Below are 20638 nucleotides of genomic sequence, written 5' to 3' on the forward strand. Positions count from 1 at the left end.
TCACGCCATGCCGACCCGCACCCGCAGGAATGTCTATTTCGATCCCGCCTTGCTCAAACAGGTCGACGCGCTGGCGATGCGCCGCAAGGTCTCGGCCTCGGCCATCGTCGAGGCCGCCACCGCGTCCTTCCTGTCCGGCGACACGACCGAGAAGCTGGAGGCGGCTATGTCGCGCCGCCTCGACAAGCTCGGCCGCCAGATCGACACGCTCGACGAGGATCTCGCCGTGCTCGGTGAAACCCTTTCGCTCTTCATCCTGATCTGGCTGTCTTCCACGCCGCCCTTGCCGGAGAACGCACAGGCCGCCGCACGCGCCAAGGGCGCCGAGCGGTTCGAGGGCTTCATGCAGAATCTCGGCCGCCGTCTGGCAATCGGCGACAGGTTCCTGAAAGAGCTTTCGCGCGACGTCGAGTCGATCCCCGATGGGCCGGCAGCAGACCGGCAAGAGGCGAACGGCGCGCCGCAAGAATAACCGACCCGTCCTATTCGCCGCCGATAGCCGCCGACCGCCGCACGGCTCTCGATACTTGTTGAACAGGCCAGATTTCGGGCTCTTTTAATAATCCCCGATCGGGGAACTGTCTGTTGCGTCCCCTTCAAAACTTGGGGACGGCATGACTTCTTCTCACCAGAAACAGGAGGCGATCCAGCGCGGTGCGCGAATGCTCCGCACCGCGCTCGGCCCGGCCATCGCCCGCTTTCTGGAAGACCCCGCCGTCGTCGAGGTGATGCTGAACCCTGACGGGCGCATCTGGATCGACCGGCTCTCCGAAGGACTGTCCGACACCGGCGAAATCCTGTCGTCCGCCGATGGCGAGCGCATCGTGCGCCTGGTCGCCCACCATGTCGGCGCGGAGGTTCACGCCCGATCCCCGCGCATCTCGGCCGAGTTGCCCGAAACCGGCGAGCGGTTTGAGGGCTTGCTTCCCCCCGTCGTCGCATCGCCAGCCTTCGCCATCCGCAAGCCCGCCATCGCCGTCTTCACCCTCGCGGACTACGTGGCCGCCGGGATCATGACCGCCGATCAGGCCGCGACGCTGTGCGAAGCCGTCGCGGCGCGCGCCAACATCCTCGTCGCGGGCGGCACTTCCACCGGCAAGACCACCTTGACAAACGCGCTACTCGCGGAGGTGGCGAAGACGCAGGATCGCGTCGTCATCATCGAGGACACGCGCGAGCTGCAATGCGCAGCGCCCAACCTCGTCTCCATTCGGACCAAGGATGGCGTCGCGACGCTCTCTGATCTCGTGCGCTCATCGCTGCGTCTGCGCCCTGACCGCATCCCTGTCGGCGAGGTGCGCGGCGCCGAAGCGCTCGACCTCCTGAAAGCCTGGGGCACCGGCCATCCTGGCGGCATCGGCACCATCCATGCCGGAACCGGCATCGGCGCGCTGCGCCGGCTCGAACAGCTCATCCAGGAAGCCGTCGTAACCGTCCCGCGCGCACTGATCGCCGAGACCATCGACCTCGTTGCCGTCCTTTCCGGCCGTGGCTCCGCGCGCCGGCTCACCGAACTCGCCCGTGTCGAAGGGCTCGGCCCGGACGGTGACTACCGCATCACGCACCCCAGCCCTTTGGCCACCCCCACCAGCACAGGAGAACCCTCATGATCCGTATCCACATGCGCATCCGCCGCACCGTCGCGACCGTCGCTGCCGTCGCCTATGTCAATCTCGTCCTCGCGCCCGCGGCGCACGCTTCCGGCTCCTCAATGCCGTGGGAAGCGCCGCTCCAGAAAATCCTCCAGTCGATCGAAGGCCCGGTCGCCAAGATCGTCGCGGTCATCATCATCATCGCGACCGGCCTGGCGCTCGCCTTCGGCGACACCTCGGGCGGCTTTCGCAAGCTGATCCAGATCGTATTCGGCCTGTCGATCGCCTTCGCGGCGTCGAGCTTCTTCCTGTCGTTCTTCTCGTTCGGCGGCGGGGCGCTCGTCTGATGGCGGCCGCGTTCGAGCAACTGGACGTGCCGGGATTCACCGTCCCGGTTCACCGCGCGCTGACCGAGCACATTCTGCTCGGCGGCGCGCCGCGCTCTATCGCGATCCTCAACGGGACGCTGGCCGGGGCCGTGGGCCTCGGCCTGCGCCTCTGGCTCGTTGGGCTGCTCATCTGGGCCGTCGGCCATTTCGCGGCGGTCTGGGCGGCCAAGCGCGATCCGCTCTTCGTCGAGGTCGGGCGCCGCCATCTGCGCATCCCCGGCCATCTCGCGGTCTGAAGGAGGCGCACCCCATGATGAACCTCGCCGAATATGGTCGCTCGGCTTCGCGCCTTGCCGACTATCTGCCCTGGGTCGCGCTCGCGACCGAAGGAGTCGTGCTCAACAAGGACGGCGGCTTCCAGCGTACGGCGCGCTTTCGCGGTCCCGATCTCGACAGCGCCGTCGCCGCCGAGCTGGTCGCCGTCGCCGGCCGCATCAACAACGCCTTCCGCCGTCTCGGCTCTGGCTGGTCGATCTTCGTCGAGGCGCAGCGCCACGAGGCCGCGACCTATCCTGACAGCGTGCTTCCCGATCCGGCGTCCGGCCTGCTCGACGCCGAGCGCAAGGCCGATTTCGAGGAAGCCGGCGCGCATTTCGTGTCGGGCTATTATCTGACCTTCCTCTATCTGCCGCCGGCCGAGGAAGCCGCCCGTGCCGAAACCTGGCTCTATGAGGGCCGCGAGCGCACCGGCGTCGATCCCCACTCGATTGTTCGGGGCCATATCAACCAACTGAATTCATTGCAGAAAATATTTTTGCGCTCAAATACTACCGGCCCAGGACCCGTCAGAAACTTACACTGCTGATATCGTTAAGGAATTTTCGTCGACCTCGGCAAGCCATCTATCGACTACTATCGGCTCTTTGCGCGCTGTCCAGCTCTGACGCCCGGACTCGGATCACGGCAAAAAGTACCGTCAGCGTCGGCACAATCCGGTGCCTACGCGAACGGGCAAGGTCTTGGCCTCCATCAGAAATCCTCCAACCATCGGAGGATTAACATGACCAAGAAACCAAGCCGCGTGCGCGTTCTGATGATGCCGTATCAGGATGACGACGATAGAGACCCGGTGGGCTATTCCGGCCCCGCCACCGTGCTGACTGGGCTGCCACGAACTATCCGACGGCATGAACTCCGACTGATCGTACCGCTCGCCGACAGCACGATCTACGAAATGGAGAAACGCGGCGACTTCCCTCGCCGTTTCAATCTGACGCCGCGATGCGTGGTGTGGGACCTGGAGGAGGTCGAGGCGTGGCTGGAGCAGCGCCGCCAGACCTATCTTGAAGGCCGAGCTAAGATCGCGCCTGCACCCGATGTCCATCAGCGCAAAACCCGGCCTGTAAGACCGACAGACGGCTCAGGGAGCTGATACAGGGACCACCGCATCTCAGGATGCGGTGGTCCTATCCGCCTCCGCTGATGGCGAACCGCGGCGTCATTGTATGTCAGAAAAAGATACCATATTCTCTGACATATGGATCAGCCGAGCTCCTCAACTCCCAACCGGATCTTGGCGCGTGCCTCGGCCAGCGGACGAGGAAGCGTTTTCACGCCCAGCGACTTCTTGGACCTCGCCGAACGCCCCGCTGTCGACCAGGCTCTCTCTCGCCTTGCAAGCAAGGGCAGGCTGCGCCGTCTGGCGCGAGGCCTCTACGATCTGCCCAAACTACATCCGAGGCTCGGATCACTTTCCCCCGACCCGGATCACGTCGCACGCGCATTGGCACGGGAGACAGGATCGAAAGTGCAGATCGCCGGCGCCCGCGCAGCCCATCTGCTCGGGCTGACGCCCCAGGTCCCGGCTCAGAGCGACTATCTGACCGACGGACCGTCTCGGCGGATCGTTCTGGGAAAGCGTGTGATTGATCTGCGCCATACCTCGCCCAAACATCTGATCCTGCCAGGAAGCGCAGCAGGCACCATCGTGCAGGCCCTTCGCCATCTAGGTCCGGCGCGAGCTGACGATGTCGTTCAGATCGCCGCTCGATCATTGTCTGCGATCGACAAGAAGAGGCTTAGCGCGTCGGTCCGTCAGGCGCCGGCCTGGATGCGGCCGATGTTGCTGACGATCGCGGCAGTTGAGATCGATCCTCGGTAGAATCGGCTGCCTGAGCCGACGCCGTGCTATCCTTCTTGGCTGTCGACATCGCCCTCCGGCGCGAAGGCGTCCATTTCCGAAACCTCAGCGGCAATCGTCGCAAGCTGCAGCTGGGCATCCATCTTCTCCAGCCGCTGCCGAGACCATCCGATGAACGCATGAATGGCGGATGCTTCCTCGGAGATTTGGTCAGCGGGCAGCGTCGTCAGAAACGTCCGTAGCCGATCTCGCTCCTCCGCCTGCGCGAGCTTGCGATCGAGATATTCCACCCGCTGCTGTTCGAGCTTGGCGAGCCGTGCCTCTTCGGCGCGCCGCTGCCGAGCGATCTCTTCGAGCCGCGCCCGTTTCTGTGCTTCTGCCCGCTCTACCTTCCTGCGGGCCGCAAATGCAGCAAACGAGACCAATATCTCATCGATCCGGCTGTCGATCTTGCGCGCGCGGGTATCGGCGAACCGCCGCTGGGCGTTTTCATACCGAGACCAGCCTGCGATCTCGATCGCCATCTCCCCGGTTGGCGTGAAATCGTAATAGGGAATGGATGGGCGCTTATCCCAATTGTCCCAATCATTGCGATGGCGAGCATCCCAGCGCTCTCGCCGAAAGGTCTCCTCTTCTGTGGCAACATGGAGTGACCGGCGGATAGTCTGATAGATGGCAAAGCCAACCGGTTCTTCGTCGACGACCATCTCGAGGCCCTCGCGTCCGGCTTCGAACCGATGGCCACGGGCCAGAGCATTGTAGACCAGCGCATTCAGGAAGGCGCCGACACGATCGAGCGTATCGGGGTGAACGCGGATCCGAAAGACCTCCCCGCCAAGACCGGTGATCGCGCCATTGCGATCCGGCTGGGCTTTCCTTGCTGCAACAAGTGTCTTGGCGACGAGCGGATGCAGCTTCTCCGGTAAGGCGACAGCTTCCACCCGCTGTCTGGCGGCTGCGATCGCCGCCTCGATCGGCGGGGGCGCCGGCGGCTTCGCGCGTGCATCGATCACGATGGGATCGCTCACGCCTTTTGGTGCAACGCCCAGCGGTTTACGCTTGATCGGGCGCCCGGCATGCAGCCGTCCCCAATAGGTGGCGTCCGGTAAGGGGATGGCGTGCTTCACGCATTGCTTGCGCAACGCCACGTCGGAGATACCGAGCTCGGGCGCCACCTTGGATACGGCGCGTTCCCAGACCATGTCATAAAGCTGCTGCCGGGTGAGAACATGCCGCATCGGCAAACCTCCTGCTGGAATTCTTAAGCCCAGCACGCTATATGACCATCTACATGGTCAGGAGCGTGACATGGACGCAATCAATCTTGCGGACGCCAAAGCCCATCTGAGCGAGTTGGTCGACCGGGTCGAAGCGGGCGATTCGATCGACATCACCCGTCGCGGCAAGCCGGTTGCACGGCTCACAGCGGTGGCAAGGCCCCGCAAGCCGATCGATGCCGCGCTGCTCCAGTCGCTGACGGCAGCGATGCCGCCGCAGTCCCAAAGCGCCGCCGATCTCGTGCGGTCGATGCGGGATGGCGATCGCTACTGATGCTCTATCTCGACACGTCGCTGATCGTTGCGGCGCTCTCCAACGAAGCGATGACGCCGCGCGTTCAGGCCTGGCTGGCGGGACAGGATGCGGCGCAGCTTCTGATCAGCGACTGGACCGTCACCGAGATGTCGTCCGCGATGGCGATCAAGCTACGGACCGGGCAGATCAGCCTCGAACAGCGCGCGGCGGCGCTTGCCATGTTCAACAAGCTGGTCGCCGAGAGCTTCACGGTGCTGCCCGTGACGGGCGGGCAGTTTCGGGCGGCGGCGAGGTTTGCCGATCAGCATACCTTGGGGCTTCGTGCCGGCGATGCGCTGCATCTTGCCGTCGCATCGGAGCATGGCGCCACAGTGCATACGCTCGACCAGCGGCTTGCCGAGGCCGGGCCAGCACTCGGTGTGCCGGCGCAGTTGCTGGCATGATCCAGGCCTCTTCCAGCTTGGCGGGCTTGCTCGGGAGCTGCCATGGCCGGTGACTGGTCCGACGAACAGAACGACGCGATCGTCGCGGATTATTTCGCGATGCTTGGCGACGATATCGCCGGGCGCCCCTACAGCAAGGCCGAACATAACCGCCTGCTGCAGGCCGTGATCGATCGGCCCCGCGGCTCGATCGAATACAAGCATCAGAACATCAGTGCGGTTCTCAAGGGTCGCCGCCGGTCGCGCGCTAAGCGCAAGCCTGTGCTGAACGACACCATGCTCCACCTGCACGCGAGGGCCTGTCAGGTGGTTTTCGAGATCATCACGCTGATGGAGAACGGTCTTGCGGACGGCGCGATGGCCCGTTGGCGGACGCTTCATGAGATCACCGTCGTCGCGACGATTCTAGCGGAGCACGGCGAGGAACTGGCGGTCCGATACAGGTCGCACGCGGCCATTGAGTCGAAACGGGCTATGGACCGGTTCGTCTTATCGCACGAGCAGCTCGGCTACGCGCCTCCGACAAAACGGGACATCGCCGAGACCGAGCGAGAATATCAGGCGTGCCTCGACCGCTTTGGCGACAACTTCGGATCGGAGTATGGCTGGGCGGCACAGCACCTTGGGCTCAAAAAACCACGGCTGGTCGATCTCGAAGTCGCCGCGGGTAAGGGCGCCATGCAGTCCTACTACCGAATGGCCAGCTACAACGTCCACGCAGGAGCCCGAGGCATCGACTTCCGGCTCGGCCTTCTTGAGGGCAGTGGCACCCCTACGGCGCTGGCCGGCGCTAGCAACGCGGGCTTCGTAGATCCGGCGCGGAACACCGCCTACGACTTGGTGTTCGTCACGACCCTTCTATCGTCGGGCACCACACGGTTCGACCGGATGCTCGAGTGGCAAATCCTGGCGCAGCTAAGGGACGAGCTCCTGCGCCAGCTAGATAAGGCACAGCGTGCGCTCGATCGCGCGCACCGCGCGCAACTCAGGAGGGAGCGCGCGACGCGGTAGACCCAGAACCAGACGTTCACGCCTCTTACGTAAATCCCGAGATCGGCCGCTCATTCACCTTCTGATTGCGGTTCCGAGCGGCTGAACGCCCGGCCACCCTAGGCCGTATGCGGACCTAAGCAGTCTGTGCGAAGGCGGTCCGGCAGCCAACGGCCAGTTGCACATTCGTCTAAGTGGGCGGTTGAAGGGAACTTGGTGGCGCGTCGTCGGGTACCGGCGCCTTGTTGAGGTAAGCTCCGCAGGACTCGCGAAACGGACAGGTCGGCAGGTCCGGCTTCTCGAACCAGATCCACGCCCCGCAGCGCCCGCTGTTGAAGGTCAGCGCGCCAATGGGACTTACGTATCTGTGCAGCATGCGCCCTTCGACCATGCCGCAGAGCTGGAACACCTCGCGATCGCTCAGCGTCTCGTTCAGGTAATGGAAGACGAGACCAACGAGGCCGTTGACGTCTGAAACGGTCGCGGCGAGCCATCCGAAGATATCGTCGATTGTGAGCGGCTTCTCTCCTTCCTTGAGACCATAATGATCGTACCTCACCTGGCCCGTCTCAGCGTCGCTGTGTACCCGACCGGTCGACAGATGGGTGAGTTCATCCCTCAAGTAGAGCAGGCGGAAGTACCAGCGAGCGGAGGCGATCGCCTCCTTGATTGGCTCGGGAAATGCGCCCTGAATCGAATGCGGCGATTGGAACACACGTCGCGTCGACTCTTTGAAGCCCGAGGTTGATGGCCCGTAGACGGCGCGCATCACCTTCACCATGCAGTCGAGGGTCGAATACATCTCCAGAATGGCCGCTTCTATGACCGTGGCGATCTCGTCTGCGTTGGCCGCGGCCGTGAAGCCCTGCGCCTCGAGCTCGTCGCGGTCGATCTGCAGGTTCGGCTTCAGCTTCTCCGCAAGGCTGATCAGGCGGAGCGCCTTCTGGAAGTGCGCCCGCACGCCTGACAAGGCGCGCTGATCCCGGATGTTGAAGCAGTAAGTGTGGCGGTAGAAGTTCAGGAACCGATCGACCTCGCCCCAGCGTTCCGGAACGAACATCAGAACGCGATCGGCGACCTTGGGCATCCCTCATCCTTAGTATGTCCGACCGACCAAGACGCAGCGCACGGTCGGTCGCCGAAAGCTCTACCTGATCGGTGATGCCAGCAACATCTCGACCCGGTGAGCCTCGGCGACGCCGACCTGAACCAGCCTCGCGAGAACGTCGTCCAGCTGCGCTCGGAGGGGGTGGTCGGCTGAACGAAGCGACGGATCCGCCCCAGTCGCGGTCTCAAGCCACTTCGCCAGGCGTGCGCCGAGCCCACCATCGACCCAGAGCAGCACGTTATCCGGCTGCCGCCGGAGCCAATTCAGCGCGCTGTTCAAGAAGAAGGCCGCGTGCTCGGGCTTTCGCGAGACCTCGAGCAGACTCATCGTCAACAAACCCGTGAACGGAACCGGTCCTTCCTCGATCAACCGGGTGAGCTGCGGAAAGAAGGGCTCAACCCGGTCGACGCCTTTGGACAGCAGGTAGCACTTCGCGGCGCTGAACGCGTTGTAATGAGTGAAGAACATCACTCCGATCGCCGGGCCGATCCGCATCTCGACCGAGAGTTCAGCCTTGTCGCGTTCGCGTCGCCAGCCTGCGCTGTCCATCAGCCGATCGGCGATGAGCCCCCGCAGTTGCAAAGCCGCCTCCAAGCTGAGGCCGAGGTCGTTGAAGTAGAGCTCGTCGAGCGCGGGTACGAGGCTCTCGGCGATGTCGAAGAAGGACTCGTCGGGTACGGCGATCGCCTTCGCCACGTTCGCCGCAGCCTGCTCGAGGTCTCGCCCCGTCAACGAGCGGGCGAGTAGTCGAAAGAAGATGTTGTTCCACTCGTCGAGACGGCGGTCGATTTCGGCGCGCGGCTCGGAGCCTGCGCCGTTCGCGCGGGCTGTCCAGTCCGCGAACGCGTCGACGAAAGCGGCGATCCACTCGGCCGGCTGCCGGTCCGAGTCCCGTGTCAACTGCCGCACCCAAAGAGCCGCAGTTTGCGCGTAGACTTCGTCAAGCGGTCGCTCGGCGACACGCGGCCGGTCGACCTTGCGGCTTCCGCCGATGCGAAGGCCCTCCCTGACGTGAAGCACAGGCGCCGGAAACTGCGGCCAGTCGGGCAGCCCAGCGTCACCGTTGAGCCAGGCGCGCTCAGCCTCGATCGCGCGCCCTACCCGCTCCCGGTACCGCGCTTGGCCGGCGGCTTTCTTTTCCTCCCCGTCATCCCAGCGCGCGTCGGGATGAATCTGAGCGGACAGGGCGCACCGCAAGGCGGCCGGGATGAGGCGCGGGTCGATCTCTCTCAAGACATCGAGGCCGGCACCAAAACCTTGCGCAGCCTCCGCCGACTCGCGCCCGGCCAACTCGAGCAGAAGGTCGCGATCGGCGACCGAGCGACGCCGCCGCCACACGTGTATGAGGCCGAGCGTCGCAATCGCGATGGGGTTGAAGCGGATGCCATCCCGCATGCCCCTCGCCATGTCGCGGTCGGTGCCGTCGAAGGCGCTCGCGAACACGTCGCGGACCCATTGCTCGTACTCGTCATATAACGCGTCGACGCCGTCGCGGGCGACGATCATCGCCGCAGACACGACCGCGTTCGTCCGGGATCCGATTGTGTCCTCAGGCTCCTCCGTATCCTCAAGACGCTTGGCGTAGAGCAGGGCTTGCTCAGCAAGCTCCGGGCCCGATCGCTCAGCATTCTCCAACGCGTTTTGGATCGCCGCATCGATGCCGAAGTCGGCAGTCTGCGGCGCGCGCTTGGCCTGAAGGTCGGCGACGTGCTGCGTCTCTTCCGGCGGGGAGACATAGGCCACGCCGCCGTTCTGCGGCTGCCAGTTGGCCCTGTCCGTCAGATTGAGCGCATATCGGGCCATGAGTCTTGGCTCGGCGAAGGTGTCGTCGGGCTGGGGCGATCCTAGCCGCTCTGACGCTGCGTCGAGCAACCGGCGGAGCCCATCGAGATCGGCACCTTCGATATGGGTGAAGTGGCCGAGCAGGTACTCCAGCGGGATTTGGCGCGACAACCGCTCCTCAAGGCTGGCCAAGCTCACCGGGCCGCGTGGCTCCTTCGGTCCGACCGAGCCCCAGCCAAGCAGGTCCGTGTCGGGCATTGAGTCGTGAACCTGACGCGTGCGGTCGAGTACCAGAAGCTCGGGCGATCCGAGGAAAGGCACGATTGCGCCTAACGTCTTCGGCCAGTGCGAAATCAGAACGTCGACGGCGACCATAACGAAGGCAGCGGGCGAGCCGTCCGGGCCCAAGATGTCGGCGATCACCTCATCCGGCGCGTCGCCCCGCTCGATGCGGGCGTGCGACCAGGCCTCCAACGCCATCAGGGCAGACTCGACCGCGTAGCAGCCCTGCGCGTTGCGCGACCAATAGTAGGTATACTGCCAAGGGAAGAACCGCGGTCCGCTCGGAAGCGCGAGCGTCAGGCCGTCGTCGCCCGGTTCGCCATCGCTCATCCCCGCGACGGCGTGATCGACCAGGCGCCGAACCAGCGAAAGTCCATGCTCCGGAGCGGCGTTGAGCAGATCCAAGAACGGGCCCTGTGCGGGCGAGCTCGGCAGGAAGTCGGTGTCGAGATGCGTGAAGATGTCGCGCCGGCGGGGGCGATGGTAGTGCCGCTCGTCGTCGTCGGGCTTTGCGATCAGCCCCACAAGGGTCAACTCGGCCAGTTCGCCCGGGGCTGCCTGCGCGAACGCACCCCGAAACTTCATGATGTCCTTGATGGTCTGATTAGGATTGCGCCGCTTCAAAACGCTCTGAAGATACGCACGGACGCGGCCTGGCACCCGCGCCGCCATGAACGCGAATGCGTGTCGCACGTCTTCCGCGAGCTTGAACAGACCATGGTGGCCGAATACCGCCGCGAACCGCGGCTGGTCTTTAGCGAGCGGGTGATGATCCCGGGCGGCCTCGATCTCGTCTAGCCAGTCCGCGAGCGCGGTCGCCATCGTCGGGGTAAGCGGATCGGAGACGAACATCGATAAGGACAGGCTCTGAAAAAGCTCGACGACGTCGGGCAGCGCCTGCAGCGGGAGGTCGGCTCGTCGGAGCAATAGCCAGCGGACCAACCTGGCCCAGGAGCCATTTGCAGGGCCGTAGATTTCGGCCGGGATCGATGGAACGTCGGTGCCGGCCTCGGCCAGCATTTCGACGAGCGGCCTCGACTCGACCGCGATCGCCGTGCGGATCAGTTCTCGCAGCAGCGCCCCACCGCCGCCGAACAGCGGCGCGGACGCGCGCTCAAGGAGATGGAACGCAAGTTCGGAACGGAGGATCGCGAGGAGCGCGAAGCGGCGCCAAGAAGCGTGCGCGCCGGCGCGGCTGACCCGATCGAGGAAATGCAGCCATGGCGTGCCATCATGCGCGCGTTCCAATGCTAGCCGGGCGCCGAGCTCCACGCCGCGAGCTAGCGACGTCGACGCCGGTCGGGTCAGCGGCAGGCGGTCCAACCTGCTGAGGTCGTCGTAGAGGCGCACCGCCATGCCCCATTCGCGCAAGACGTCGTGCCTGAACCCAACCCGATCAAGGCCGAGTTCGCGCAGGCTCTCGCTCGCGATCAGGGCATCGATCGCGGCCGGTGCGGCGCGGGTCTCGACGTGCTCGGCGCCCCCGAGCACCGCGTCCGAAAGGTCACTCAGCAGCCTGGCTCGATCGCGCCGGCCCTCGGGTGCGCCGTCGGCGGTCGACCACCATCGCTCAAGCAGGTCGACTTCCGACCGGAGCTCATCAGCCGATCCTTGCACGTCGAGCAGCCGGGACAGGCGGAAGAGGTTGCGGGCGATCGCGCGTGCCGGATGGTCGTCGGCGAGGAGCGCGCGCAACGCGGGAGCCGCCGCCTTAAGCTCCTCGATTTCCTCCGCCCCGAGCTCCTCCACGACGACCGGGGGCGCACGGCCGAGCTTTTTCAGCACGTCAGCGGGAAGCCAGTTCGGCTCTTCCTTGTCGAAACCAGTGCGGGCCGTCGCGATCACCTGGAACCCCGGCACCTCGGCCGCGGACCGCACGAGGTCGACGACCGTCGCGCGCTTGCCGGCGTCGCCGAAGAAGTCGAGGCTGTCGACGAAGAGGACCGCTCCGCCGTCGCTCGCCAGGTCGGAGAGAAACGCTTGTGGGCTGCCATCGACACCGAGGGTCGACTTGAGCGCCAACCATCCTCCGGCCACCGTCCGCTCCGGCGTGAGCACCACGGCACGTCCTTCGGCCAGAACCTGCTGCACCAAGAGGCCGAGCAGTCCCGACTTGCCCACGCCAGGCCCGCCGAGAATCTCGATGTAGCGACCTCCGTCGCGCGCGGCTCGCACGGCGTCGAGTCGCGCCGAGCGCGCCAGCGTGGCCCCGGCGATGGATCGCCGCAGGTCAGCGGCGGCAAGTAGGGCCGCCTCTGACAGCGTCTCGCGCGGCAACCTGTTGCGGCGAGTGCCGAGCAGACGAAAGTTGTCCGCCTCGGCCAGTTGATTGATGAGTCGGTCTCGATCGAGATCGCCGCCCGATGCGGCGACGCGGATTGCCGTTTCGGTCAACACCTTCCAGAGAGCGCTTGCGCGGCCGACGTCATCCAGGGCGAGCACGTGTCGGGCACGCTCGAGAGCGAGTTCGACCGACTGCGAGCCCGGAGCATCGTAATCGAACGTGAGGATCTGGAAGCGGCGCAGGACCTGCCAGACGGTTTCGTCATCATTGGCGCAATTGGCCGCGGCGAGATGTGCGCGAACGGTGGCGACGAACGACCGCATATCGTCGTTGCCGACCTTCTTGCGGTTGATCCGCTCGGCGAACGTCGAGGCCGAACCGACCTCGCGAGCCCAGCGGAGCACGTCCTGATATGGCCCGGTGATCTTGAACGACGTGCGCTCGGTCGCGACGGCGAACTGGTGCCGATCATGCGTTGGGTCGAGCTTGGAATACGCTGCGGCAAGCTGCGTCACGACGTCCTTGAACACCGTGTCGCCGGGCGCGAACGTGATGGTCCGCTTCACCTGGACTTCGAGTACCGCAGGCGCGCCCGTGTTGGTGACGCCGCGCACGATCACGTCGTCGAGCGGGTGCCCTTCCCCCGCGCGCTGAAGCTCGACCCGTTCGACCAATACGCCAGGCCGGCCGCGCGGATCGGCCTCGGCGAGCATGGTCAGCAGATAATGCGCCCCGACCTGTCCCTCGAAGATGGCGCCTGCCGGGCCGCTCGCAGACGGGCTCGCCGCGATCGGTTCGCGCTTCGGCTCGTTAGTCGCCATCATCTGCCTGCGGCAGGTCGTAACGGGTGAACACCGCTTCGTCGGCGTCGAGGCTGATCTCGATGACTTCGTTGACCAGCTCTTCGCCGGGCTGGAGCGTGTCGAGCAGAGCGTCGAAAAGCGCACGCTGGCGGGCCGGCTGGACCTGCGGCACGATGATGACCAAGCCGGCGTGGATCTCCCGTTGGGCGTAAAAGCGCCGGAAGTCGGCCGCGTTGTTGGTCACGAACGTGTAGTCGCCGTCGACGATGCGCGGCATCATATCCCAGTCGGCCTCACCGCTAAGCCCTAGCCAGTTCACGTGCTGGCACTCATGCCCGCGTTGCTCGGCGACGCCGATAAGTGAGGTGTGCAGGCATTCGTCGATCAGGAATTTCACGACTTTGGGCGCCGGGTCACCATCGTGGGCCCCGGATCGGGCTTGAGCGGCGCCCGCGACTGGGAGCGGACCCTCGTGCCGCGGTCAGCAAGGGTTTTCGGGCGCCCCCGGCGCGGGTGCGCTGCGGTCCAGAGACGCGCGAGCTCGAGGTGGCGTGCCTCGAGCTTGGGGTAACCATCGAGGATTTCCGCCTCGCTGACGCCTTCACCAAGCATAGACGAGATCAAGCGGACGGGGATGCGCGTTCCCTTGAACACGGGCTCGCCGCCCATCACTTTGCTGCTCCGCGTCACCGCCGCCTCCGCCGCCTCCAGGTCGCGTGCGCGCTTCGCGATCTGCTTGCGGGCTTCCTCGACGTCGACGATCACGAACGCGTCGGCCTTGACGCGTCTGGCGGTCGGGTGCTGCTCAATTTCAGCGAAGAGCCGCTGGCGCCTCTCCTGAGAGAGGAGCGCGCCGACTTCGTGCCAGAGCTTCAGGCGGAGCACGTCCTGGGCGGAGAGCGACCGCCGGGCGCGCTTGGTCCCGGCCGGTGACGGTGCATCGACGATTCGCTTGTCGATTGCGTTGTGGACCGCCTTGACGGCGACGCCACTGATCGCCGCCGCCTCTGCCGGACTGTACTGCCGCGCTAAGCTTGCCATATTATTCTCCTGATGAAGAATGATATATGGCCCTCCCGGTTCCGTCAAAGGGCCACCCGAGCGCTCCAACTCACGCGCTAAGTCGGGCAGCTGGCGGAAAGGCAGAGGCTCAAGAAGCAATTGTGAGGCAGGTTTCCTGCTACGGTCCAGCGAGCAGTTCGGCCAGCTGCTCGGGCCTGGCATTTTGGCGCTTGAAGGTCAGGGAACCTTGGACAGCCTCATTCTTCAGACGGTACAAACCCCAATATTCCAGCATCCCGCCCCATGCGTTCCCGTGACGCAGCCCTCCGTGGGCGCTCTTTTCGCCCGCGAACGTCCACACGATTTCCAGGCCTTCGGCATCGAGGAACGCGCACATCGCATCACGATCAACGACCGCCGCGCTAAAGCCCGGCTCGTCGGCTGACGGGTCTTTGAAAAGGACGTTCCCGTCCGTCATGGCGTAGGCGAGAGAGCGACCCTCCGCCAAGCGAAGTTTGAGGCCGTGCACCAGGGCTGGCGCCGGAACCGTAAGGTTGAAGCTATCTTCGACCGAATAATCATGGCCGGAACGCTCGACATACCAATCGGCGACGGTGGCCTGAACTTCAACGGCGCCACGTCGCCCCAGGCTCCATTGACCATCTACGGTCGCGAAGGCTGGGTGCCAGGGGTATTCTCCAAGGTAACCGCCGTGCGGCATTTCGATCTCGGGCGGATGATCTCGATCCTGCTCCGACCGTGCGAGGAGACGTTCCAAGCGGTCGACATCGTCCCGCGCGACCAGCATCGATTTTACCTTATGCCAAGTCATGCGGTGGATCACCCGCTCGCCCTCGACGACGACCCATTGATTTCGCCCCACACTCGTGTCGAGCACCAGCCAGCGACGCCCCTCTGAATCGGCGACGTCGATCTGGCGTGCGGGGTCAGGCAGATCGCGCGTTTCGTCCTCCATCCAGGCAACGCGCGCCAGCGGCGGGTCCTCGCGCCAACGGGACGCGTGGGGTGACCACCAAGTCGGACCTTGCCGGTCGGAGTCACGTTGCTTTGTGCGCGTAACGAGTATGGTCGGATCCATCTCGCGTGTGCCGACCTGCCACGGTCCGCGGTAAAGTTCAGGATCGCCCTGAAAGCGGCCGCCCACGAGAGCGATGTCGGAGAGCCGTCCGGTCAGTTCGTGGAACGCGATCCACTGGTACTTCTTGCCGATCCGCTCGATCCGGTGCTCCATGCGTCCGTGGCTCGGCACTCTTCTATCAAATTCGGAGAAGCGGTCGGGTGTCCAACCGAGCTCATGGGCGCGCCAAGCAACCCAATGGCGAGCGGGCTCGCCGGCGTAGGTTGGATGCCATGCCGGCGCGTCGTCGTCCCACATGCGCCCGCGCAAATATCCAGCCGCGCGGATCCGAAACTCATGAAGCTCGGTCGCGGATAGCAGACTCTCAAGGTCGCCAATGGCGGCCTCGCGCTCGGCCTCCACCGCACGGCGTGCCTCGAACTGCTGGTCGCCCCGCTTGCGGTCCCATAGGTCGAAGTCATGGGGCATGCTGCTCAGCCGGCCCGCAACCTCGATCACCCGGTCGAGCGCCGCCTGGCACTCGGGCGAAGGCGTGATCGCGCGTTTGTGCCATTCCTCGTAGATCTCCTCCATCGAGCGGCCGTGCTCTTCGCGGGAAAGTCGAAGAAAGTGATTGCCGAGGGGATCGATCTCGTACCTGGCGAAATCCCCATCTTTGACCGCCGAGCTGCATATCTCGTCGCGGAACAGGCTCCCACCATAGTCTTCCACGTAGCTCTTCAGCGCCTCCTCCCCGATCTCCTCGAGTGGCACTGCGCGTGGATAGGGCGGTCGCACGGTACCAAGCGGTACGTCGGAAGGCAGGGCTCCTCGGCTGGCGGCGAGTTCCACGATGCCGCGCGCGTGGTCGCGCACCAACGCGTGAGTGGGCAGTGGATCGCGCGAGAACACGGCCGCAAAAGCCGCCCGGGCAAGCTCGGGCAAGCCGTCGATCCCGGAGCGCCGAGTCGCGGCGCCATATGCTGCGGCGAGAACGCGGTCGACGACGTAAGCGTCGTCGACATCGGCGAATTGAGAGATGAGTGCGGCCGCAGGACCGCGCCGGTCGATCAGGAGCGTCGCGAGCGCCTTCGTCGCCATGTCGCGGATCCAGCGATGGCTGACGCTGGTGAGCCACGCAAGAGTCACGGCCGCAAGGCGCGCTCGCTCGGGATCGATCGCCTCAAGCCCGTTGGCGAGGGTCCACTCGATCAGCGTCTGAATGGCGCCATCGTCCTCCTCGGCGAGGCTCGCGATCCGGATCGACCACTGTACGTCACGCTCTGGCATCGCCAGCGGCCGGAGCCAGCGATCAAGATGGTCCGCGTTGAAGCGGTTGTCCGGCTCAGTGGCGACAGCGAGCAAGGTCTCCAGCACCGCGTCGCCGCCGATCGCGTCGGCCCACTCCTCGACCAGCTTCAAAGTCCGCTCGGTGAAGACATCCTGACGACGGCAGCGGAGACTGAGCTGAAAGCCGTTAACGAGGTCCCATCGCGCGGCCTCGTCCTGAACGGCGTCGATCAGCTCAGTGCCGTACCGCTCGGGCAGCTGGACGGCGAGAGCTTCGGCGATACCTGCGTGGCGGACGGCGCGGGACCCGATCACGTAGGGCGCCAGCGGACCTCCGACGGCGAAGGCGGGCTTGGGGTCCCCCGCCTCCACGTGGATGTCGAGCAGGCGTTGGGCGATGCGATGGTCGCTAAGTCGCTCGAACGTGAAGCGGACCATCTCCACCGTCGCGCCCTTCTCTTGCACTGGCTCGACCGCCAGCACGCCCTCATGCTCGAGCTGGAAGAAGAGGCTCTGGTCGGCGCGCCCGCCGGAGGGGTGAGCGGCCTCAAGGATTGCGTTGGCCGTGTCGATGGGAAGGTATCCGACGCCCGCTTCGACCATCGCTTCCGTCAGTGCCTCGAGCCCGGACTCGACAAGCTTCAACCGCGGAGCCAAGCCCATCCGGCGGTTCAGCGTTTCGATTACCGCGCCGAAGTAGAAGTTGAAGAGGCTCGATAGGCCCTCGATGCCCCGCGGCAGCTCGCGTTCGCTGCGGCGCTCCAACAGATCGCAGCAGGTGCGCAGGAAGAGCGGGTTCTCGAACTCCGGCGCGAAATGCGGGGCGGCCATACGCACGATGCCGCGCTGATCGAGGTAGCGCCGCGCAGCTTCAGCCGCTTTTCCAGCGAAGCCAGGGTGCACGATCCTGGGGAGCGCGGCATCGTCGAGCTCGCCCAGAACGTACGGCACGAACGTCGTACGGCAGGAGACCAACACGGCCACGTGGCGGAAGCGATCGGCGGTGGCGAGGAAAGCTGCCAGCCGCTCGGACCAGACCACAACCCCATTTCGCTCGTTGAGGGCGTCGACCATGATCAGCGCGCGTACACCGGCAGCCTCGCCGGCGGCGTCGAGCGCCCCCAGGATCGCATCCGGCGTTGTGCCGGTAAGCCCTAGCTGGTCGGCGACTTGGCGCCAGGGTTCGGCATCGCCGAAGGCCCCGCCGAGGGTGAGCACGGCTGGATAACCGCGTTCTAGATGATCTTTCGCGACGTCGGCGAGCAGATGCGATTTGCCAACGCCCGCCTCGCCGGTCAGCAGCAATCGGCGCGTGTTGGCGAGTTCAAGCCCGGGCGCCTTAATCTCCTCCATCGCGCGGTTGAGCGCCTCATAGAGGTGCCCGGCGAAGTAGATGCCCTTGCGCACCGCTTCTTGATCGCCGCCCGACTTGCCGCGGAGGTCCCACATGATCGCCGAGCAGCGGCTAAGCGCTGCAGTCGCGGCCGAGAACGCCTCGCGCCACCTGGATATCGGAAGTGGATCAGTAGGGCCGAGCGGAGCCGTCCGGATGGACGAGGAGACCGCAGCGACGCAATCACGAAGCGAGTCGACCGTGTCGGCATGCGACGGGCTGAGTACGGCACCTATATCGTGGAGCGAGCGGTGGTGCGCCTCGTCCAAGTCGTCCGCCAGGTCAAGGAGCAAACGTGTGAAGTTGGGGTCGCGCGCGAAGGCCGCTAAGCTCCGGCGGATGGGGAGCTCGACGTTCAGTTCGGGGGAGTAGCGTCGACCGAGCGCCGCCCGGGTGATCTCGAACCGACCCCTCATCCATTCGACGCTGAAGTGTGGGATGTCGAACCAGTAGACGCGGCGGCCGGTATGAAGGGGGTCGTTCCGTGACAGCCTCTCCGTCAGCTGAAAGCCTCCCCACAATTCGATGTTGACGACGCGGGGATGTATCGAAGCCTGCCGGGCCTGCACCCAATCGTCCCATCTGTCTCGCTCGGACTTCTGTCTACCTACGCGCCCATCGGACAGGTCAAACGGGAGACAGACTATGAAGCGCGCGAGCGCTGGATGTTTGTCGACCGCATTGTCGAAGGACTCTTTGAGTTGCCCGGCCTCGCTGGACCCAAGCTCGAAGAAGTACTTGGCCTGCCACCCCGTCTCCGAACCGCCGGGTTCGATCCGGTAGCACTCCAGGCCGGCGTCGGCACCGGCACCCTTGCGGGTGAAGGGCGTCCCGACGTCCGTGTCGAGAGCGGCGAGCTGACAGACAAGCTCCTCGAAACCGCCGTGCTGGCTCCCGTGATGCGGGCGGATGCCGCGGAAATCGATTGTTGGTGATGGCATAGAGCGGCGCTCCAACTCGGCATCGTGATCACAACTGCGGCGCGATGACCGCTCGTACCTCAGCTCGGTTACGACGAAGTCGAAGTCGCGCCTCCAATTTGGACCCTAGCGTGGGGGCGGAGGGACAGCTACGTCGATCTACTCGGCCGCGACCGAGTGACAGGCGTCTTGAAAACGCCTTGGATTACTGCCCCTCCCCATTGTGGCGAGATACGCTCGTGTGGCCGGATCCGGGCGAGAAGCGAGAGCGGCAGCTAGGCTGGACCGATAGCGACATCCCGCAACTTGGCTCTAGAGCTACCAGTCCGTCTTTCAGCGCCGGTACAGGTTCAGGGCACCTGTCCCGCGACCTGAACGAAGGTCCGCTGTCGCCAGCGAGCGCCCGAGAGCAGACAGGCCGCAATCCACCAAAAGCGTCACTTTGCCATCGTAACGAACGGCGGCCTATGCAATCGGGTATGCTGCCAAGACGACAATTGGAGCGCGAAGCAGACCCGCCGTTGTGCACGCTATTCTACGCCAGAGCACTCTCACCCATCGAAGCGGCTTTACATTATCCGGAGAGTGCGCGCAGATCGGTCCTGCGGGACAGATGGAGTAAGCCAATTCTATGGGAGTTAAATACGGATGAGAACGGCGATCATGCGACGGCGAAAACCACTGCCGAAGCTACGCTATTGCCGCCGTTAGTATCCGTCACTCCCACTCGATTGTTCGGGGCCATATCAACCATCTGAATTTACTCAAGGAAATATTTTCCCGTTTAAGTACTACCGGCCCAGGGCTCGTCAGAATTCTACCATCTTGATTTCGTTGATAAATTTCCATCGACCTCCGCAAGCCATCTATCGGCTACTATCGACGCTCCGCATGCCTTTCCAGGTCTGACGTTCAAAGCGTGAGCGCGCTCAAAAAGTACCGTCAGGCCTCGATCCAACGATAGCTACGCGACCGGAGAAAACCGAACCTGCATCAACCCTTCTCCAACCCAGGAGGATGGACACGATCAAGAAGCGAAGCCGCGTACGCATCCTGATGATGAAGGCGAAGCTGCGCGAGGACCGCCGTCCGGCGACACAACGCAACGAGACTTGGGTGGGCGATGGACTTCGTCCATGACCAGCTCGCCACGGGCCGCAAGATTCGAGTGCTGACGATCGTCGACACCTTCACCCGGTTCTCCCCCGCGGTCGATCCGTGGTTCAGCTACCGACGCGAAGACGAGATCCTGACCCTCGGGCGGATCTGAAGGGACGTTGGCTATCCGCAGTCGATCCGGGTCGACCAAGGCTCGGAAATCGTCAGCTGGGACCTCGACCTATGGGGCCTACCAGAAGGGTGTCGTGCTCGACTTCTCGAGACCTAATAAGCCAACCGACAACGGCTTCATCGAGCTGCTTAACGGCAAGTTCCGCGCCGAGTGTCTGAACGCCCACTGATTCATGCGGCTTCACGATGCGAGGACCAAGATGGAGGTTTGGCGTGGAGACTATAACGCGGTTCGCCCGCACAATTCGATCGGTCACAAACCGCCGATCGAGCTGATGAGACGCTCAGAAGCCAACGCGTCGGCCTGAGCAATCACCCCCCGAAACCCTCCGGCCGTCCGTCCGAAACTCGGGGGTGTACGTCACTGTTCCTGCGGACG

Annotated in this window: 15 protein-coding genes and 2 pseudogenes; 11 read left to right on the top strand and 6 right to left on the bottom strand. The window is 64.6% G+C overall.

The genetic code is table 11. The features are described 5' to 3' along the window. Window positions 1-7 precede the first annotated feature (7 nt). The 7 genes and pseudogenes from ACU4E7_RS17210 to ACU4E7_RS17240 all read left to right on the top strand — a co-directional run bounded on the left by ACU4E7_RS17210 (window position 8) and on the right by ACU4E7_RS17240 (window position 4082). Window positions 8-472, top strand: a complete 465-nt coding sequence (locus tag ACU4E7_RS17210; protein WP_447019596.1) for a ribbon-helix-helix domain-containing protein — start codon at window positions 8-10, stop codon at window positions 470-472. A 142-nt stretch (window positions 473-614) separates the two neighbouring features. Continuing rightward, window positions 615-1610, top strand: a complete 996-nt coding sequence (trbB, locus tag ACU4E7_RS17215) for a P-type conjugative transfer ATPase TrbB (RefSeq protein WP_447019597.1) — start codon at window positions 615-617, stop codon at window positions 1608-1610. Further along, window positions 1607-1939 (top strand): TrbC/VirB2 family protein, encoded by a 333-nt coding sequence (locus tag ACU4E7_RS17220; protein WP_447019598.1) that lies wholly within the window; start codon window positions 1607-1609, stop codon window positions 1937-1939. The genes trbB and ACU4E7_RS17220 overlap by 4 nt, the downstream gene beginning before the upstream one ends. Next, a complete protein-coding gene (locus ACU4E7_RS17225) occupies window positions 1939-2217 on the top strand; it encodes a VirB3 family type IV secretion system protein (protein WP_447019599.1) in 279 nt (92 codons plus the stop codon). Before ACU4E7_RS17220 ends, ACU4E7_RS17225 begins: the two co-directional genes overlap by 1 nt. A gap of 14 nt (window positions 2218-2231) precedes the next feature. Continuing rightward, a pseudogene (locus ACU4E7_RS17230) lies at window positions 2232-2696 on the top strand (conjugal transfer protein TrbE); the annotation flags it as partial. Between the two features lie 285 nt (window positions 2697-2981). Then, entirely contained in the window at window positions 2982-3353 is a 372-nt protein-coding gene (locus ACU4E7_RS17235; protein ID WP_447019600.1) for a helix-turn-helix transcriptional regulator, read from the top strand. Window positions 3354-3458: 105 nt separating this feature from the next. Further along, the gene (locus ACU4E7_RS17240; protein ID WP_447019601.1) at window positions 3459-4082 is read left to right on the top strand and encodes a DUF6088 family protein; all 624 of its coding nucleotides are present in this window, start codon (window positions 3459-3461) and stop codon (window positions 4080-4082) included. Between the two features lie 26 nt (window positions 4083-4108). Here the strand turns inward: ACU4E7_RS17240 and ACU4E7_RS17245 are convergent, their stop codons facing one another. Further along, window positions 4109-5299, bottom strand: a complete 1191-nt coding sequence (locus ACU4E7_RS17245) for a hypothetical protein (protein ID WP_447019602.1) — start codon at window positions 5297-5299, stop codon at window positions 4109-4111. A gap of 70 nt (window positions 5300-5369) precedes the next feature. Between ACU4E7_RS17245 and ACU4E7_RS17250 the strand changes: the two genes are divergently transcribed. The 3 genes from ACU4E7_RS17250 to ACU4E7_RS17260 are packed head-to-tail and all read left to right on the top strand — an operon-like array spanning window position 5370 to window position 7048. Next, the gene (locus tag ACU4E7_RS17250) at window positions 5370-5612 is read left to right on the top strand and encodes a type II toxin-antitoxin system Phd/YefM family antitoxin (RefSeq protein ID WP_037068778.1); all 243 of its coding nucleotides are present in this window, start codon (window positions 5370-5372) and stop codon (window positions 5610-5612) included. Further along, on the top strand, window positions 5612-6037 hold the full coding sequence (locus ACU4E7_RS17255) for a type II toxin-antitoxin system VapC family toxin (protein WP_447019603.1): 426 nt from the start codon (window positions 5612-5614) through the stop codon (window positions 6035-6037). Before ACU4E7_RS17250 ends, ACU4E7_RS17255 begins: the two co-directional genes overlap by 1 nt. A gap of 42 nt (window positions 6038-6079) precedes the next feature. Beyond that, a complete protein-coding gene (locus ACU4E7_RS17260) occupies window positions 6080-7048 on the top strand; it encodes a DUF5677 domain-containing protein (RefSeq protein ID WP_447019604.1) in 969 nt (322 codons plus the stop codon). A 169-nt stretch (window positions 7049-7217) separates the two neighbouring features. On the opposite strand, the gene ACU4E7_RS17265 is transcribed toward ACU4E7_RS17260, so the two are convergent. The 5 genes from ACU4E7_RS17265 to ACU4E7_RS17285 form a co-directional block, all read right to left on the bottom strand. Continuing rightward, window positions 7218-8114, bottom strand: a complete 897-nt coding sequence (locus ACU4E7_RS17265) for a hypothetical protein (protein WP_447019605.1) — start codon at window positions 8112-8114, stop codon at window positions 7218-7220. A 60-nt stretch (window positions 8115-8174) separates the two neighbouring features. Then, window positions 8175-13307, bottom strand: coding sequence for a hypothetical protein (locus ACU4E7_RS17270; RefSeq protein ID WP_447019606.1), 5133 nt, complete (start codon window positions 13305-13307; stop codon window positions 8175-8177). Further along, entirely contained in the window at window positions 13294-13683 is a 390-nt protein-coding gene (locus tag ACU4E7_RS17275) for a DUF5615 family PIN-like protein (protein WP_447019607.1), read from the bottom strand. The genes ACU4E7_RS17270 and ACU4E7_RS17275 overlap by 14 nt, the downstream gene beginning before the upstream one ends. Beyond that, the gene (locus ACU4E7_RS17280) at window positions 13680-14327 is read right to left on the bottom strand and encodes a DUF433 domain-containing protein (protein WP_447019608.1); all 648 of its coding nucleotides are present in this window, start codon (window positions 14325-14327) and stop codon (window positions 13680-13682) included. Before ACU4E7_RS17280 ends, ACU4E7_RS17275 begins: the two co-directional genes overlap by 4 nt. A gap of 139 nt (window positions 14328-14466) precedes the next feature. Further along, a complete protein-coding gene (locus ACU4E7_RS17285; protein ID WP_447019609.1) occupies window positions 14467-18990 on the bottom strand; it encodes a hypothetical protein in 4524 nt (1507 codons plus the stop codon). 1038 nt (window positions 18991-20028) lie between these two features. Between ACU4E7_RS17285 and ACU4E7_RS17290 the strand changes: the two are divergent. Continuing rightward, window positions 20029-20567: pseudogene (locus tag ACU4E7_RS17290) on the top strand (integrase core domain-containing protein); the annotation flags it as partial. Between the last annotated feature and the right edge of the window lie 71 nt (window positions 20568-20638).

The sequence above is a fragment of the Xanthobacter sp. ZOL 2024 genome (assembly GCF_052932325.1).

What these genes read in the sequence shown, in the direction of transcription:
- ACU4E7_RS17210 (WP_447019596.1), top strand. Translation starts at nt 8, where the DNA reads ATGCCGACCCGCACCCGCAGGAATGTCTATTTCGATCCCGCCTTGCTC.
- trbB (WP_447019597.1), top strand. Translation starts at nt 615, where the DNA reads ATGACTTCTTCTCACCAGAAACAGGAGGCGATCCAGCGCGGTGCGCGA.
- ACU4E7_RS17220 (WP_447019598.1), top strand. Translation starts at nt 1,607, where the DNA reads ATGATCCGTATCCACATGCGCATCCGCCGCACCGTCGCGACCGTCGCT.
- ACU4E7_RS17225 (WP_447019599.1), top strand. Translation starts at nt 1,939, where the DNA reads ATGGCGGCCGCGTTCGAGCAACTGGACGTGCCGGGATTCACCGTCCCG.
- ACU4E7_RS17235 (WP_447019600.1), top strand. Translation starts at nt 2,982, where the DNA reads ATGACCAAGAAACCAAGCCGCGTGCGCGTTCTGATGATGCCGTATCAG.
- ACU4E7_RS17240 (WP_447019601.1), top strand. Translation starts at nt 3,459, where the DNA reads ATGGATCAGCCGAGCTCCTCAACTCCCAACCGGATCTTGGCGCGTGCC.
- ACU4E7_RS17245 (WP_447019602.1), bottom strand. Translation starts at nt 5,299, where the DNA reads ATGCGGCATGTTCTCACCCGGCAGCAGCTTTATGACATGGTCTGGGAA.
- ACU4E7_RS17250 (WP_037068778.1), top strand. Translation starts at nt 5,370, where the DNA reads ATGGACGCAATCAATCTTGCGGACGCCAAAGCCCATCTGAGCGAGTTG.
- ACU4E7_RS17255 (WP_447019603.1), top strand. Translation starts at nt 5,612, where the DNA reads ATGCTCTATCTCGACACGTCGCTGATCGTTGCGGCGCTCTCCAACGAA.
- ACU4E7_RS17260 (WP_447019604.1), top strand. Translation starts at nt 6,080, where the DNA reads ATGGCCGGTGACTGGTCCGACGAACAGAACGACGCGATCGTCGCGGAT.
- ACU4E7_RS17265 (WP_447019605.1), bottom strand. Translation starts at nt 8,114, where the DNA reads ATGCCCAAGGTCGCCGATCGCGTTCTGATGTTCGTTCCGGAACGCTGG.
- ACU4E7_RS17270 (WP_447019606.1), bottom strand. Translation starts at nt 13,307, where the DNA reads ATGATGGCGACTAACGAGCCGAAGCGCGAACCGATCGCGGCGAGCCCG.
- ACU4E7_RS17280 (WP_447019608.1), bottom strand. Translation starts at nt 14,327, where the DNA reads ATGGCAAGCTTAGCGCGGCAGTACAGTCCGGCAGAGGCGGCGGCGATC.
- ACU4E7_RS17285 (WP_447019609.1), bottom strand. Translation starts at nt 18,990, where the DNA reads ATGCCATCACCAACAATCGATTTCCGCGGCATCCGCCCGCATCACGGG.